The following is a 16136-nucleotide window of genomic DNA, read 5'->3' as shown; positions in this document are numbered from 1 at the left end:
CCTCTGACCATGGCCGCACAGCAAACGCCCTACACATAACTAGATTTACTGGCGGCCGCCCTTTCTTATTTTTCTTCACCTTTTGGTGAAATCATCTTTTTCTTTTGCCAATGGTTACATACCCCATTCATGATTGCTCTTGCTCAGCTAGCGCCACACAAATTGGGGCTAATACGTCATTGCCGATCTCAAGCAAACGGGCTTCAATGTTTGGGGTAAGTTCTGGCCACAATCGAGAATAGTAGGGGTTACTTCCTTCCCCTGAGATCATTTGACTCCCGTTATACGCATCAGCCATTTTTTTACTGAGCTTAACGTCATCTTCCTGTGCTCGTTGAGCTTCGACACCCACCAACGCGGTTTTAGGAAAATAAGCGAGGGGCTGATTCATACCATTAAAGAAATACCTTAGTAGTCGTTCAATATAATGTCGCGCCACATCGGCATCGATGGGAGTAAAGGTGATATGTTCAATCCCTTTTTTCTTATCAAAACCAATAAGGTGAGTTGATTGATCATATCCAGCAAGATTCAACAGCAAATGATCTACCCACCCTTGCAGCTTATCTGCTGATCGAATAGCACCCGCTCGGTAACGCAGCATACCCATTTCATACCTCTGAGTTAGCCAACCATTGACCTGAACAGAGCGCTCATCATCGAAAGGATAAAACTCTAGAGTCAGTTCAACATCATCTAAAGGAGTTTGCGTTAACTGCGTCACTTTCTCAGCCACTGGTGTTGCTTGCACAAGATGCGACTCAAATTCTATCTCCCCAAATGCATTCTTTGGCAGTAAGCCTTGAGCTCGCTTGACCTGTTTAAGTGTTTCAACATCCTCATTTTGGCGAGTAACTAGATGCTCTATCACCTCGGCACGTAAGCCAAAGCTGGTTAGTGAGTCAAAACTAAACGGCTCGATATCTTCTACAATGATGGAATAATCTTCATAGGCCACATTTAGACGCCGGTTGAAAAAGAACTTTGCTGGGTTTCGCCAAAAGGCCTGAAGCTCCGTTAAGTCGATGTTTATGGGCGATTCAAGTTCCAGCAAGTAGTCTCGTAATTCCATTGAACCTTCTTGTTTAGATTCTGGTTCAATTCGTTTGGCCACAGGAAACCACTCTTGCGCGTAACTTGGCGACACGCCAGTGAATGCTTGAGGACTGTAGGGAACCATCGGATGGTGATGGGTTAAAAAAGATTCCAAACGTTGAGCTGAGTCGTCACTGTCATTTTGTTCATCGCCAGATACACAGTAATTTTGTTGGCAATACTCAAGCAACTCTGAAACAAAAATAGAAGGCAGCCGCTCGCTGTTGTCCTTAATCGACTGACCAATGTAACTGACATAAAAACGCTGTCGAGCCGACAACAATGCTTCTAAAAATAGATAACGTTCATCATCTCGGCGTGATCGATCCCCAATACGACTGCGACCATGCATTAAGTCAAAGCCATCAACTTGATTGGCTCTTGGGTAAGTTCCTTCATTCATCCCCAATAAGCAAACGACTTTAAAAGGAATCGAACGCATCGGCATTAAGGTACAGAAGTTTACTTGCCCAGCCAAAAAGCGCTGACTCACACGCGTCGTCGATAACTTTGTTTGCAGGTAATAGCGAACAACATCCGGATCAAGTAACTCTTCATATTGAGCATCAGACAGTTGTTGTTCTAGTTGGTGAACCGTTTCGCGAACCATATTCAACGCGACATCATCTTCTAAATCGATCGTAAAGAAATCATCAAGCATAGTCGCAAGTAGCGTACGCCAATCATCGATAGAATGAGTCTTAGACAGCGCCGATCGATAATGACTAATTGTTTCAATGTAGTGCGCGAGTTTACCCGCCAGTTCTGCCCCCATTCCTTGAACATCGTTAAAGGGTGCGAATTGCTCTGTACCTAGCGACACTATTTCAACATTTTCTGCCATAGAATACCCAACAAGCAATCTTTCGATGCCACTTTGCCAAGTATTTTTCTCGCTAATTTGAAAGCCAAACTCTTCACCTGATTGATGATTCAAACCCCAGCGAATGCCTGTTTTTTCGACCCAACGTCGTGCTAATTCAAACTCATCTTGTGCGATGCCGAAACGACGTAGAATTGCCGGTGTTTCAAGCAATGCCAGTAGCTCACTAGCCAAACAGCGCGATTGTGGTAGGGCGAGTAGTTGGAGAAATGCGGTTAAAATTGGACTTTCGTGATCCGTTGTGCGATCGGAGATGGAGTAAGGAATATAACGTTCATAAGGCGCGTTACCAAATACCGCTTCAATCGCCGCACTATAGCTATTGATATCGGCGACCATCACAATAATATCGCGAGCTTGAAGCGTTGGGTCTTGATCGAACCACGACAGAATCATGTCGTATAACACTTCAACTTCTCGAATCGGGCTATGACATGAATGCAATGATACGCTCGAATCCGTATCTTCTATCTGAGCTTTATGCTCGCTTGTTTCTAACGCTTGATCATTGGCACGCTCATCAAGATTTAAAATATCACTTTGAATTTGATGCAACAGGTTAGTATCTTGAGGAGCGATAAAATACTCATGCTCTTCAAGCTCAAGTTGCGATAACAAGTAAAGATTATCTCGCCCCAACTTCCCCATTGAAGCCAGTAGTGAATTCCCCATTTGCTGTTCAACGTGCAGAGAATCATGCTCAATTTCAGATAAGATTTGTGGTTTGACGATACTCACTTCTCCGGATATCGCCAACCGTTCTCGATCAAGCATGATTTGTTTGCGTTGCAGTGAAGCTAAGTATTTTTGGTCTCTGATTTCACCCCAATAATGCTGACTAGGATTCGCAAACATTAATGAGATATCGATGTAGTTACTCAAGGCTTTTAGCGCATCAAGGTAGCGTGGAGGCAATGCGGTAATACCAAAAATAAACAATCGTTTCGGCAGGCGGCTGGTGTCTATCTCGCCTTTTTCAATAGCGTCAATAAATGCTTGATACAAATTGCCACGATGATAATGGGACTGATCTAACGCGAGTGTTTCCTGATAGAGATGTCGCCAAAGAATCGGCTGCCAAGGATGTTCCTCTTCAATCTCCAAAACGGGAATGTCTTTCTGCCATGAGTCAATCCAGTCAGGTCGATACACCAAATAGCCATCGAAGATATCAGCAATTTTTCCTGCTAATTGAAACAATCGTAATGCAGAATCGTCACGGGACAAATACTGTTTTAGCGGGGAAAATTCATCCAACTCCAATAAGGTGGGAATGATCGTCACTAACTTCCAGGTCATAGCCTCTTTATTGAAAGCACTACGCTTGGGAACATCAGGAAGCACTTGGCTAAACATGTCCCATATAAACGTCGCGGGCAATGGAAAGTCGATATTCGCCGCGACGCCAAACTCGTTGGCAAGTTCCATTTTTAGCCATTGTGACATGCCAGGACTTTGAACCAATATGGTTTCCGGCGTGAAAGGATTATCGAGCGGGTCCGCTTTAATTAAGTGGACTAAGATAATTTTTAAGGTTTCAAGCTGATTCGAGTGAAATACAGAGAACAATACGATCCCAACCGATTACGATAAATGGAGAATTAGATTAGCACATCACTGTTTTTAAAGGGAGATTTGAACAAAATTCTGCTACTGCCATAATATCTTATTTACCTACATGGTTGAATAATCGTTACCGTTCGAAATCAGCTAGACATTTGCCATTCAAGGCTGTATAAAAAACCAGTATTCAATTTTAAAAACTAGAGGAACTACCATGGCTGTAATCGTCAAGTACGTGGTTGAGCGTAACGGAGAAGAGAAGATGACATTCACCTCAAAAGCCGAAGCTGATGCCTATGACAAAATGTTAGATATGGCAGATGAGCTCTTTGCACTACTGAGTAAGAGTGAACTGTTACCAGACGAAGATATTCAAGAGAAGCTTGCTCTTCACTTAGCTCAAAATAAAGACGAAGTTCTCTTTGCGTTAGGGGCAAAACGCCGCCCAAGCCCAAAGAACACCAAAGTCGAAAAAATTTCAGATGCTGAAACTAACGCTAAGCCAGATTCTGATCAAGCAGCGTAGTTCGAATAACCTGAAAACCCAGAACGAAAAAAATCAGGAGCTCATCAGCTCCTTTTTTAGATTTGATAATTTCTTAGTGAAGATATATATATCTAAAACGACAAAACATATCGTTTAGCAGACTTTATCTTATAGAAAGCTTTCCAGAGAAAGACATGCTCTTTATCATGTCCCACATAATAGTTTTAGTGTCGATGACGCATCGGTACTCAATGAAAAAATAATTGGAGAAAATAATGGCCAACTTCGCACTTGCTCTCGGAACCACCACAAAGAATCGTGATGGAAAAATTATCGAAGCTTTCTTCCCAGCACCTATCCTAAATCCTAGTGATGCTTTAATTACAGGTCTAGCCGTTCTTGTTGGCTATACCGATGGCAACAAAGCAATCGAAATTACTCCTAGCCAATGTGCTGATATTGCTCAAGCGTTCGCGGCAAACGGTCAAACTGATACTGCGGCATTTGCAGAGAAAGCTGCTCAATCGGATCAATCGTTAGTGATTGTTATCCTGAGCACAGATGAAAAGCCACAGTCTGTAGCTGAAGGCTTCTTAAAGCTTCAACTGATCTCTCATCGCCTTGTTCAACCACACGGCACAGTACTTGATGGAATCTTTGGCTTACTGCACAACATCGCATGGACAAATGAAGGCCCAATCGACCTTCCAGAACTTGCTGAACGTCAAATTGAAGCTCGCTTAGCTGGCCGTACTCTTAGCGTTGATTGTGTCGACAAATTCCCGAAAATGGTGGATTACATTGTTCCTGCAGGTATCCGTATTGCTGATACTTCTCGTGTTCGCTTGGGCGCACATGTGGGTGAAGGTACGACAGTGATGCACGAAGGCTTCATAAACTTCAATGCTGGAACAACTGGCGTGAGCATGGTTGAAGGTCGTATTTCAGCAGGCGTTCTAGTTGGCAATGGTTCAGATATCGGTGGCGGTGCTTCTATTATGGGTACACTATCTGGCGGTGGTACTGTGGTGGTTTCTATCGGTGAAAACTCTCTACTTGGCGCAAATGCCGGTTTAGGTTTCCCTCTAGGCGATCGTTGTACCCTAGAGTCTGGTCTATATGTTACAGCTGGTACAAAAGTTCAGATGTTAGATAAAGAAGGAAATAAACTGGAAACCGTTAAAGCTCGTGACCTAGCCGGTGTTTCTGACCTTCTTTTCCGTCGTAACTCAATGACAGGTCAGGTTGAATGTCTAGCAAATAAATCTGCTGTTGAACTTAATTCTGAGTTGCACAGCAATAACTAGTTCGACGACTAAAATTATACGATAAATCAATAAATTAATTAGGCTAGCACACGATGTGCTAGCCTTTTTATTTGCCGATAAAATAAGAACTCAACCTAAATTAACCGGGGTTACCATCAGCCCGAGTTTGAACCAACATTGGCGCGAACTTGAAAATAAAGATCCCAAATGCCGCTATCCATACCGTCGCTGTTATATCAATGATTGCAAAATAAAACTGCGGGAAAAGTGGTAAGGCGAAACTCCGAATAATCGCAGCACTAAAGAGCAGTACAAATGCCCACTTCATATTGGGTCCGGCGTATACGTTCCTTCCCGTATGACCCAGAGTAACACGACTTATCATAGATAAAATAATCCCACCCAAAGCACCAATAACAAATAGATGAAGTAGGTTGTGAGAAAGGAAACTGTCTCCCAAACCCGCTCGCAGTATTAACGACAAGGGAATACACAAATACCCCAAATGTAGTGACCAAACTAGAGGTTCAGAGAATGTTTTCAATGGTTGCCAACGCCACAAACGAACTAACTGAGCAACACCAGAAATCAGCATCAATACTGCCACGAGAGTATTATGCTGTGTCGTAATAAAGCTGCTACCGAATAAAATGATCAGTGGAGCATTTGATAAAATATCAAGCCATTTACTGTTTTGCGGTTTCTCAAACTGAAAACGACGAGCGGTAAAGAAAGGGATGACTCGAGCCCCCATCACTGATAGCAGTAATGTAAACCACCATAGCATTGCCATCCACACATCTGATGAACTAAAAGGTGCATCTTCTGCTAGTGTTCTAAAACTGGCAATATCGGCAATAAACGCAAGTATGAATAAACCAATAAAAATAAGGTTGTTCCAACGTTTGGCACGAACAACTCGCCAGCCAATTTCGTACCCACACAACGCAATAAACACAAGTTCAAGCGACAAAACCCAAGCAACTGGAATATCAACCCAGAACAACACTCGAACCAACAGCCACAGCGATGAAAGCAAGATAAGAAAATAGTGCTTAGTACCATTAATACCCGTCCAATTTTGCACTGCGGTTAATAAAAATCCCACTACGATAGCAAAGGCAAAACCAAAGAGCATTTCATGTACATGCCACCATAACGCAGGCACTTGAAGTTGTTCTGGTTGACCTAAATGAAGCATGACAACCCACAAAATAATGGCAATCACTGCATAAACACTTCCCAACAGAAAAAAAGGACGAAATCCTAGCCGAAACAATGGTGGAATTAATAACTCTTGCTTGCGATCAACGATATTCACCATCTCTACCTTCCCCAAAATAACCGTAACCATAAAAATAATAATTCATTAATGCAAAAATCAATCCAGATAAAAACTTAATACATATCAATAAATTAACAATAAAATCAATCTAATTTGAGTCTTTTCAACACAACAATAGAAAGTTAAAATGACTACTTAATGTTTAATGGACACAAAATTACAAACCTATCAGAAAGAGGAAAACCCAAAACAGGCTTGATATTACATACAAAGCCTCTAATCTAACTAACCCATACTGTAATGATAAATAGGAGAAAATGTGGCAAATTATATCTTTGGTTATGGAAGCCTAATGAACTCATCATCACGCCAACTAACAGGACAAACTGGGCATGCCCTACCAGTCATTGTGCATGGATTAGTTCGTCATTGGGGGAAAATTGATACCACGTTAGTAGCTTCGCCTTTAGTCGTCGATATCGGTGAAGGACAAGTGAACGGTGTGTTACTTGAAATTAACCACGATGAACTAGCGAACTTTGATAAACGTGAACATGGATACCATCGCCACAAAATTGACCCAAAAACCATCAACTTCAATACACAACCTCTCGGTACAAGCAAACCTAATAAAATATTGAAAGACGATGATTTGGTGTGGGTTTATATCAAAAATAAACCACTCCCACCATGTGAAAAAACACCAATATTACAAACTTATGTGGATACCGTATTGGAAGGGTGTTTGGAAGTTTCAGAATCTTTTGCTCAATTTTTTATCGATAATACACTTGGTTGGCAACACCCTATTGCGAACGATCGTAGTAGCCCGCTTTATATCAATTATGCCGGCGTTAACCAGACTAAGTTAGCGATGATCGACAGACTACTCCAACCCATAACGGGAAATCGTTAATTCATTATACAGGCTTAAAGAGACTCTAAAAATGTACGTGAGTTTCTCTATTTTTAACCAAACCGTGTAGTAACAAACATTTCTAGACTCTAAACCTCATTTAGTTTACTAAAAACGTTTACACTAAGATCAACGCCTTATTCTATAAGGTATTGTTCTTACTTCATCCTTAAATGTATGGCTTTATTTTTCATTACGTTAAATAGCCATTACATTTAAAGAATTGTTTACGGATTAAACTGCTATGGCAACCATTAAAGATGTCGCACGACTCGCTGGAGTATCTGTTGCAACGGTTTCACGAGTCATTAACCACTCACCGAAAGCAAGTCAGTCATCGATAGATTCTGTAACGGTCGCAATGAAATCGTTAGGCTATCGCCCTAATGCCGCTGCTCGAGCATTGGTCAGCCAAAGCAGTAATACGATTGGCATCTTAGTGAGTGACGTTTCCGATCCATTTTTCGGCTCACTGGTTAAAGCCGTTGACAATGTTGCTCAAGAAAATGGTAAGCAAATTCTTATTGGCAATGGTTATCATGAAGCAGATAAAGAACGTAAAGTCATCGAACTGCTAATCAACAATCGTTGTGATGCACTGGTGATTCATTCGAAACGCCTTTCAGATCAAGAGTTAATCAGTTTCTCTAAAGAGATCCCCTCTTTAGTTCTGATCAACCGTCATATCCCCGAAATCGCCGATCGTTGTATTTCTTTGGACAATGAAAAAGGTGCATATATTGCGACGGAATACCTAATTCAGCAAGGACATCGGAACATCGCTTGTATTGCATCGACCCACCATATTGAAGATGCTCAGCAACGAATCAATGGCTATTTAGCTGCCCTCAAGGCGCACGGAATTGTGTTAAATTCTGATTATATCGAAAGTGCTGAACCTAATTCAGAAGGGGGAGAAAAAGCGATGTCTGACCTGCTTTGCAAGTCAATTGATATCAGTGCAGTAGTCGCTTACAACGATAATATGGCTGCTGGAGCAATTTCTGTATTGGAGGAACACAATGTGGCGCTTCCGGATGCTATGTCGGTTATTGGATTTGACGATGCGACGATTGCTCGCTATGTCAGACCTCGGTTAACAACTATTCTTTATCCTATTCAAGAAATGGCTGAGAAGGCGACAACCCTTGCGTTAGAGCTCGCCAGAGGAGAAGCTCCCGATAGCGACCAGCTTCAGTTCACACCAAGCTTAGTTCAACGCGATTCTGTTTCTCCATTATAAAAAGCCATTCGAGCTTGCGAATAGCATTTAATTTACATGATTTGACGTTCACTTATTAAGAAACGTCAAATTGATATACTGTTGTAAAACAGTACTCGTCACCGGGTTCTAAGATCGAATTGGAATGTGGCCATTCTGGATGATTGGGAGAATCTGGCAAGTACTGCGTTTCAAGCGCAACACCCGCATGATCTGCATACACTCCACCTTCACGCCGAGGTGTACCGCCTAAGAAGTTCCCTGTATAAAGTTGAATCGCAGGCTTATCAGTAAACACTGTCATCGTCACTTCATTATCAGGTGACGTCAGTGTTGCCGCTGGAGAATAAAGCGAATTTGTCTGAGGTAAAATAAAACTATGATCGTAACCATTCACGCTTTTTTGTTGCTCATCCAACAGAAACTCTTTCGCTATTTGCTTAGGCTGACGAAAATCAAAACCATTACCTTCAACCGATTCATTGATTCCCAACGGAATCCCCACATCATTGATTGGTAGAAAAGACTTCGACTCAAGCTTCAAGGTATGCTCCAAACACAACTGGTCGGAATCAGTGCCCAGTAAGTTAAAATAAGCATGATTGGTTAAATTCACTGGGCATGCTTTATCGCACTGAGCGCTGTATTCTATTTCAACGCGGTTCTCTTCGGTTAAGGTATAAGAGACTTTAGCCTCTAGGTTTCCAGGAAAACCCTGATCACCATCTGGCGATGTAAACGTCATTGTGACTGTGTTGTCAGCTTGCTCAATAATGTCCCAGCGCTGCTTATCAAAACCGACTTCACCACCATGTAAGGTGTTTCCACCTAGATTTACTGAAAGTTGATACGCCTGTTCAGCAATTGAAAAGCGGCCTTGTTTAATCCGATTCGCATAGCGACCAACACTCGCCCCTAAATAAGCACCTTGAGAGAGAAACTGCTCCATGGTTGCGATGCCAAGTAGCACCTCTCGACGCTCGCCAGATTTTAAAGCCAGCGAACAACTTAGCCAGGTTGCACCAATGTCCATGACAACAATCGAGCTTCCTTGACTATTGGTAAGCTCCACAATATTTGCCATATTTCCATCAGAAGCAAGGGTTAAAGTCATTGATTGAAACAGTGGAGAACTCATTTTTATACTTCCTCGACTAAGCCAGCGCCCGGCGTTGCATGACAAACGTAAATTGAAGCGTGCAAACCGGTTTCAGCATGGTATTTTTCTTCAATAATGTTTTTAACGGCGTCCACCAAATGAGGAGGAACAACGGATACCACGCAGCCACCAAACCCGCCCCCCGTCATACGTACTCCACCTTCAACACCAACCACTGACTTAACTAAATCTACAATGAAATCAATTTCCTTTACGGTTATTTCGAAATCATCTCGCATTGAAATATGCGATTGCTCCATCAACTCACTTAACAATGCGATATTACCTTCGCGCAGTGCCTTTGCGGCTCTTACAGTGCGTTCATTTTCACTAATAACATGTCGAGATCGCATAGCAACAACATCACTTAGCTCATTTCTACACTCTGAAAACTGTGCCATATTGACATCTCGCAATGCTTTAACGCCAAATATTTTAGCGGCCTCTTCACACTGTTCACGGCGTGTATTGTATTCACTGTCCACTAGGCCACGCTTTTTATTCGAATTAATAATGACCACAGAAAGGTTATTTGGCATTGAGACCGCTTCGGTTTCAAGGCTACGACAATCGATCAACAATGCATGATTTTCTTGCCCTTGAGCAGAGATAAGTTGATCCATAATCCCACAGTTACAACCAACAAATTCATTTTCAGCTTGCTGGCCATTAAGCGCAATATCAGCTTGGCTAATTGGCAGGGTGTAGAGCTCTTTAAAGGTTTGGCCGATAACAACTTCAAGTGCCGCCGATGAACTAAGCCCCGCACCTTGAGGCACATTACCACTGACCGCGATATCTGCACCGTTAAATGAGTAGCCACGTGCGAGTAAAAACTTCACGACACCGCGGATGTAATTGGCCCATAACTTTCCTTCCACGAAGGTGATAGGCTGCGAGATATCGAATTGATCGACTTCATTATCATAATCGACCGCAACGACACGAACGATAGAATCTGCTCGGCGAGAAGCGGCGACCACAGCTTGATAATTAATCGCACAAGGCAAGACAAAGCCATCATTGTAATCAGTATGCTCTCCAATTAAATTCACCCGGCCTGGAGCTTGAATAAAAGAGTGAGGAGCTGAACCAAATCGCTCTAAAAATGAATTCTTTACCGCTTCGACAAGCTGTTTCATGACTCTATTTCCTAAATTATTTCACATTAATTTTATGGTATCTGGCTACGCTTCTTTATAGTGGATATCGCTTACAGCTCTTAGACGCTCAGCGGCTTGTTCTGCGGTTAAATCTCGCTGAGTTTCAGCAAGCATCTCGTACCCAACCATAAACTTACGGACCGTGGCGCTACGAAGTAGCGGCGGATAAAAGAGAGCGTGAAGCTGCCAGTGTTCTGTTGCCTCTCCTTGCGAAAAGTAAGGTGCATAATGCCACCCCATTGAGTAAGGAAAAGAACATTCAAAGAGATTGTCATATCGACTTGTTAACTTTTTCATCGTAACGGCTAAGCTGTATTTTTGCGCTTCGGTAAGTTGTTCCATTCGAGTTACTGCAAATTTCGGTAGAAGCATGGTTTCAAACGGCCAAGCAGCCCAATAGGGAACAACAGCAATCCAATCATCTGTTTCAACGACGGTACGTGCACCATCTGCACTTTCCGCTAACGCATATTCAAGCAGTAAATTTTTCCCATGATTAGAGAAGTAAGTTTTAAGGTTTTCTTCTTTGCGAGCGATCTCATTGGGCAAAAAGCTATTAGCCCAAATTTGGCCATGAGGATGTGGTTGTGAACACCCCATCGTCTCACCTTTATTTTCGAACAATTGAACCCAGAGGTATTTCTCTCTTAATTCTACGAGCTGCTCACACCATGTTTCGATCACTTGATAGATAGAGTCAACCGGCAATTCTGGCAATGTTTTACTGTGATCGGGCGAAAAGCACATAACTCGACTTAAGCCTTGAGCACCTTCACTTCTAAACAATTCATTATCAGACTTAGGAGCATCCGGCGTATTTGGCATCAAAGCACCAAAGTCATTAGAAAACACATACGTTCCCTTATAGTCTGGGTTTTTATCTCCAGAAATTCGGGTATTGGTTGGGCAAAGAAAGCACTCTTTCTCATACGAAGGAAGATAACCAACCGCTGGCTTTTCATCTTGACCACTCCAAGGGCGTTTCGCTCGGTGCGGTGAAACTAAAACCCATTGTCCTGTTAATGGGTTAAACCGACGATGTGGATGTTCAACTGGATCAAATTCGTTCATGCTTTTTCTCTAAACAGCCATTACTAAGTTCAAGGCAGAAAACCTAATAGACATAACGTTCTGCAGGTTTGTCATTGCCAATTAAGATCCATTCTAACAAGGCCTATTTATCACTTTTGTGACCATAGGCCCAAGGTGTAAACGTTTCCACAAATCTCATATAAAAACTGTGAGATACATTTTAGTTACTCAACAAACACGCTTCTTATTTATTCAAAACCGGATCTATCACTTCAATAAATTTCGATCTAAATACCAAAATTTAAACGCAAAAAAGCCCCGATAAATCGAGGCTTTCAATTACGAAAAAGAAATTCTAAATATTATTTAGCTTCTTTACGCTCTTTCGCTTCAGCGATGATAGTTTCAGCAACGTTTGTTGGACATGCTGAGTAGTGTGAGAACTCCATAGAGAACTGACCACGACCAGATGTCATTGTACGTAGTGAACCGATATAACCAAACATTTCTGAAAGAGGTACATCTGCTTTAATACGAACGCCAGTCAAACCAGCTTCTTGGTCTTTAATCATGCCACGACGACGGTTCAAGTCACCGATAACGTCACCAACGTGATCATCAGGAGTGAACACATCAACTTTCATGATAGGTTCAAGCAACTGAGCGCCTGCTTTAGGCATAGATTGACGGAATGCACCTTTCGCTGCGATTTCAAATGCGATTGCAGATGAATCGACTGCGTGGAAAGCACCATCGTACAGTTCAACTTCAACGTCTAACGTTGGGAATCCAGCAAGAACACCTTCTTCCATCATTGAACCAAAGCCTTTTTCAACTGCAGGCCAGAATTCTTTAGGTACGTTACCACCAACAACTGTAGAGGTAAAAGTAAAGCCAGAGTTAGCTTCACCTGGTTTGATACGGTAATCGATCTTACCGAACTGACCAGAACCACCAGACTGTTTCTTGTGCGTGTAGCTATCTTCGATCTCTTTCGTGATAGTTTCACGATAAGCTACTTGAGGTTTACCTACTTCTAGATCAACACCGTAAGTACGCTTCAAGATATCAACTTTAATGTCTAGGTGTAATTCACCCATACCTTTAAGGATGGTTTCACCTGAATCTTCATCAGTTTCAACTTGGAAAGATGGATCTTCAGCAACCATTTTACCGATGGCGATACCCATTTTCTCAGTTGAACCTTTATCTTTAGGCTTAACTGCGATTTCGATTACTGGTGTTGGGAATACCATTGGCTCTAGAGTTACTTGATCTTTAGGATCACATAGAGTGTGACCTGTCTGAACATTTTTCATGCCCACAATCGCAATGATGTCACCCGCTTGCGCGCTAGTAAGTTCTTTACGATCATCAGCTTGCATTTCAACCATACGGCCAACACGCTCAGTTTTACCTGTAAATGAGTTAAGGATGGTGTCACCCTTGTTTAATTTACCAGAGTAAATACGTACGAAAGTTAACGCACCGAAACGGTCATCCATGATTTTGAATGCTAGTGCTTTAAAGGTTTCATCAGCAGATACAATTGCATGCTCGCCAGTCTCTGCACCGGTTTCGTCCATAAGAGGCTGAGGATCAACTTCTGTCGGAGCAGGTAAGTAATCAACAACAGCATCAAGAACTAATTGAATACCTTTGTTTTTAAACGCTGAACCACAGTAAGTTGGGAAGAACGCTAGGTCACGAGTACCTTTACGGATACAACGTTTGATGTCTTCCAGTGAAGGCTCTTCACCTTCCATGTATGCCATCATAAGATCGTCGTCTTGTTCTACTGCCATTTCGATTAGTTCTTCACGATATTGCTCAACATCGTCAACCATATCTGCAGGAACATCTTCAACTGTGTAGTTTTCTGGAAGACCTGTGTCATCCCAAACGTAAGCTTTACGGCTTAATACGTCAACTACACCTACGAAATCATCTTCGATACCGATTGGAAGTGTCATTACCATTGGGTTAGCGCCAAGTACTTTTTTCACTTGCTCTACAACACGGTAGAAGTCTGCACCCATACGGTCTAATTTGTTAACGAAGATAACACGAGCAACTTCAGAGTCATTCGCATAACGCCAGTTAGTTTCAGACTGAGGCTCTACGCCGCCTGAACCACAGAATACACCGATACCGCCATCTAGAACTTTCAGTGAACGATATACTTCAACTGTAAAGTCTACGTGTCCAGGGGTGTCGATTACGTTAAAACGGTGATTATCCCAGAAGCAACTTACCGCAGCAGATTGGATTGTAATACCGCGCTCAGCTTCCTGTTCCATGAAGTCTGTAGTTGATTCGCCATCATGTACTTCACCAGTTTTATGGATCATACCAGTCAGCTTTAGGATACGCTCAGTAGTGGTAGTTTTACCCGCGTCTACGTGCGCGAAAATACCAATGTTTCTGTATTTTGATAAGTCAGTCATTGTCTTACTCTGTTAATAAGGTATAAAGTGCGCGCAGAGTATACCACAATCTTTTCAGACTGGTAGTCCCACGAGCACTTTGGATTAAATTATTTTCACCCGAATCCTATCATGATTCAGGGACACTTTTACATTCTTTTGAGTACGTAATAAGCGTAGCGATCTTTCACCTATTTGTTTACTCTTTCTGCAATTTATAGCTCATCAAATGCACTAATTGCATCCGAAAGCTTCTTCACCGCATGAATTTGCATTCCTTCAATACCACCCTTGGGCATATTGGTTGCGGGAATAATAGCCTTTCTGAAGCCATGCTTAAAGGCTTCATTTAAACGTTCTTGCCCACTTGGGACTGGACGAATCTCTCCAGCCAGTCCGACTTCACCGAAAACCACCACATCTTTTGCCAGAGGTTTTCCTTTAAAACTAGAGAGTAACGCCATTAATAGCGCCAAATCTGCTCCTGTTTCGGTGACTTTCACTCCACCAACGACATTGACAAATACGTCTTGATCAGCCATTTGCAAGCCACCATGTTTATGCAAAACGGCCAATAACATAGAAAGCCTATTTTGTTCTAACCCGACTGCAACACGACGTGGATTCGCAAGTTGGGAGTAATCGACCAACGCTTGGATTTCGACAAGTAGTGGGCGAGTCCCTTCCCAAATGACCATTACAGAACTGCCTGAGGTTTCTTCGTCACCTCGAGTTAAGAATATAGCTGATGGATTTTTTACTTCACGCATCCCCTGCTCTGTCATGGCAAAAACGCCAAGCTCATTCACGGCTCCGAAACGGTTTTTATGACTGCGCATGGTTCTAAAGCGGCTATCAATACTGCCATCCAACAAAACTGAGCAATCAATAATATGTTCGAGCACTTTAGGGCCAGCAAGCGTTCCATCTTTAGTAACATGGCCAACAATAAACACAGCAACATTATTCTGTTTGGCGTATCGAGTTAATGCACTGGCTGACTCTCTTACTTGCGATACCGTACCAGGAGAAGATTGCACATCAGAAACATGCATGACTTGAATCGAGTCAATGACCATAATCTTCGGCTGTTCTTTATCAGCAACAATACAAATATTCTCGACATTGGTTTCAGAGAATATCTTTAACTTATCATTAGGTAAGCCAAGACGAACCGCTCGCATGGCGACTTGCTGCAATGATTCTTCACCGGTGACATATAGTGTCGGCATGTTCTCAGCGAGATAACACATGGTTTGCAAGAGCAATGTCGACTTACCAGCTCCTGGACTACCACCAATTAATATCGCAGCGCCAGGTACAATACCACCACCAAGAACGCGATCAAATTCAGCGAATCCACTGCTAAAACGGGGGACTTCTTGAAGGTCAATATCATCTAAGGTTTGAACTTTATTCTCACCTACCGCGCCTGCATATCCAGAATGCCTATCTTTTAGGCCACCTTTTGGTTGAGCTGCCAGTCTAACTTCTGAAATGGTGTTCCATGCCCCACAAGCACTGCATTGTCCTTGCCAGCGAGGGAAGTCTGCTCCACAATCATTACAGACATACGCGCGTTTTACTTTAGTCGCCATTTCGCCTCTTTTACTCTAATTTGACTCGACAATTTACTA

Annotated in this window: 11 protein-coding genes; 4 read left to right on the top strand and 7 right to left on the bottom strand. The window is 42.4% G+C overall.

Going from position 1 to position 16136, the window contains the following annotated elements; all coding sequences use genetic code 11:
* Window positions 1-127: 127 nt before the first annotated feature.
* Window positions 128-3547 carry an exodeoxyribonuclease V subunit gamma gene (recC, locus tag ACWU4D_RS06920; protein WP_456050672.1) on the bottom strand — a complete coding sequence of 1140 codons (3420 nt, stop codon included), beginning with the start codon at window positions 3545-3547 and terminating at the stop codon, window positions 128-130.
* A gap of 208 nt (window positions 3548-3755) precedes the next feature.
* Here recC and ACWU4D_RS06915 point away from each other — a divergent pair, with 208 nt between their 5' ends.
* Both ACWU4D_RS06915 and dapD read left to right on the top strand, forming a co-directional pair.
* Complete coding sequence (locus ACWU4D_RS06915) at window positions 3756-4067, top strand: YebG family protein (RefSeq protein WP_456050671.1); 312 nt, start codon at window positions 3756-3758, stop codon at window positions 4065-4067.
* A 236-nt stretch (window positions 4068-4303) separates the two neighbouring features.
* Window positions 4304-5335 carry a 2,3,4,5-tetrahydropyridine-2,6-dicarboxylate N-succinyltransferase gene (gene dapD / locus ACWU4D_RS06910; protein WP_456050670.1) on the top strand — a complete coding sequence of 344 codons (1032 nt, stop codon included), beginning with the start codon at window positions 4304-4306 and terminating at the stop codon, window positions 5333-5335.
* 100 nt (window positions 5336-5435) lie between these two features.
* Here dapD and ACWU4D_RS06905 read toward each other — a convergent pair whose 3' ends face one another.
* On the bottom strand, window positions 5436-6620 hold the full coding sequence (locus tag ACWU4D_RS06905) for an NnrS family protein (protein WP_456050690.1): 1185 nt from the start codon (window positions 6618-6620) through the stop codon (window positions 5436-5438).
* Between the two features lie 280 nt (window positions 6621-6900).
* On the opposite strand from ACWU4D_RS06905, the gene ACWU4D_RS06900 reads away from it, so the two are divergent.
* Complete coding sequence (locus ACWU4D_RS06900) at window positions 6901-7497, top strand: gamma-glutamylcyclotransferase family protein (RefSeq protein WP_456050669.1); 597 nt, start codon at window positions 6901-6903, stop codon at window positions 7495-7497.
* Window positions 7498-7741: 244 nt separating this feature from the next.
* A complete protein-coding gene (locus ACWU4D_RS06895) occupies window positions 7742-8740 on the top strand; it encodes a substrate-binding domain-containing protein (RefSeq protein ID WP_456050668.1) in 999 nt (332 codons plus the stop codon).
* 55 nt (window positions 8741-8795) lie between these two features.
* On the opposite strand, the gene galM is transcribed toward ACWU4D_RS06895, so the two are convergent.
* The 5 genes from galM to radA all read right to left on the bottom strand — a co-directional run bounded on the left by galM (window position 8796) and on the right by radA (window position 16097).
* Window positions 8796-9857, bottom strand: a complete 1062-nt coding sequence (gene galM / locus ACWU4D_RS06890; protein WP_456050667.1) for a galactose-1-epimerase — start codon at window positions 9855-9857, stop codon at window positions 8796-8798.
* A gap of 2 nt (window positions 9858-9859) precedes the next feature.
* Complete coding sequence (gene galK, locus ACWU4D_RS06885; protein ID WP_456050666.1) at window positions 9860-11020, bottom strand: galactokinase; 1161 nt, start codon at window positions 11018-11020, stop codon at window positions 9860-9862.
* A 45-nt stretch (window positions 11021-11065) separates the two neighbouring features.
* Entirely contained in the window at window positions 11066-12112 is a 1047-nt protein-coding gene (locus ACWU4D_RS06880) for a UDP-glucose--hexose-1-phosphate uridylyltransferase (RefSeq protein ID WP_456050665.1), read from the bottom strand.
* Window positions 12113-12435: 323 nt separating this feature from the next.
* Window positions 12436-14520, bottom strand: coding sequence for an elongation factor G (gene fusA / locus ACWU4D_RS06875; RefSeq protein ID WP_456050664.1), 2085 nt, complete (start codon window positions 14518-14520; stop codon window positions 12436-12438).
* A 194-nt stretch (window positions 14521-14714) separates the two neighbouring features.
* A complete protein-coding gene (gene radA / locus ACWU4D_RS06870; RefSeq protein WP_456050663.1) occupies window positions 14715-16097 on the bottom strand; it encodes a DNA repair protein RadA in 1383 nt (460 codons plus the stop codon).
* Window positions 16098-16136 lie beyond the last annotated feature (39 nt).

It is taken from the genome of Vibrio phycocola (assembly GCF_053850235.1).
This window is presented reverse-complemented; position numbering and strand designations above follow the sequence as displayed.

Excerpts from the sequence above, each read along its gene's own strand:
- fusA (WP_456050664.1), bottom strand. The coding sequence starts at position 14,520 with ATGACTGACTTATCAAAATACAGAAACATTGGTATTTTCGCGCACGTA.
- galK (WP_456050666.1), bottom strand. The coding sequence starts at position 11,020 with ATGAAACAGCTTGTCGAAGCGGTAAAGAATTCATTTTTAGAGCGATTT.
- ACWU4D_RS06880 (WP_456050665.1), bottom strand. The coding sequence starts at position 12,112 with ATGAACGAATTTGATCCAGTTGAACATCCACATCGTCGGTTTAACCCA.
- dapD (WP_456050670.1), top strand. The coding sequence starts at position 4,304 with ATGGCCAACTTCGCACTTGCTCTCGGAACCACCACAAAGAATCGTGAT.
- ACWU4D_RS06895 (WP_456050668.1), top strand. The coding sequence starts at position 7,742 with ATGGCAACCATTAAAGATGTCGCACGACTCGCTGGAGTATCTGTTGCA.
- radA (WP_456050663.1), bottom strand. The coding sequence starts at position 16,097 with ATGGCGACTAAAGTAAAACGCGCGTATGTCTGTAATGATTGTGGAGCA.
- galM (WP_456050667.1), bottom strand. The coding sequence starts at position 9,857 with ATGAGTTCTCCACTGTTTCAATCAATGACTTTAACCCTTGCTTCTGAT.
- ACWU4D_RS06915 (WP_456050671.1), top strand. The coding sequence starts at position 3,756 with ATGGCTGTAATCGTCAAGTACGTGGTTGAGCGTAACGGAGAAGAGAAG.
- ACWU4D_RS06905 (WP_456050690.1), bottom strand. The coding sequence starts at position 6,620 with ATGGTGAATATCGTTGATCGCAAGCAAGAGTTATTAATTCCACCATTG.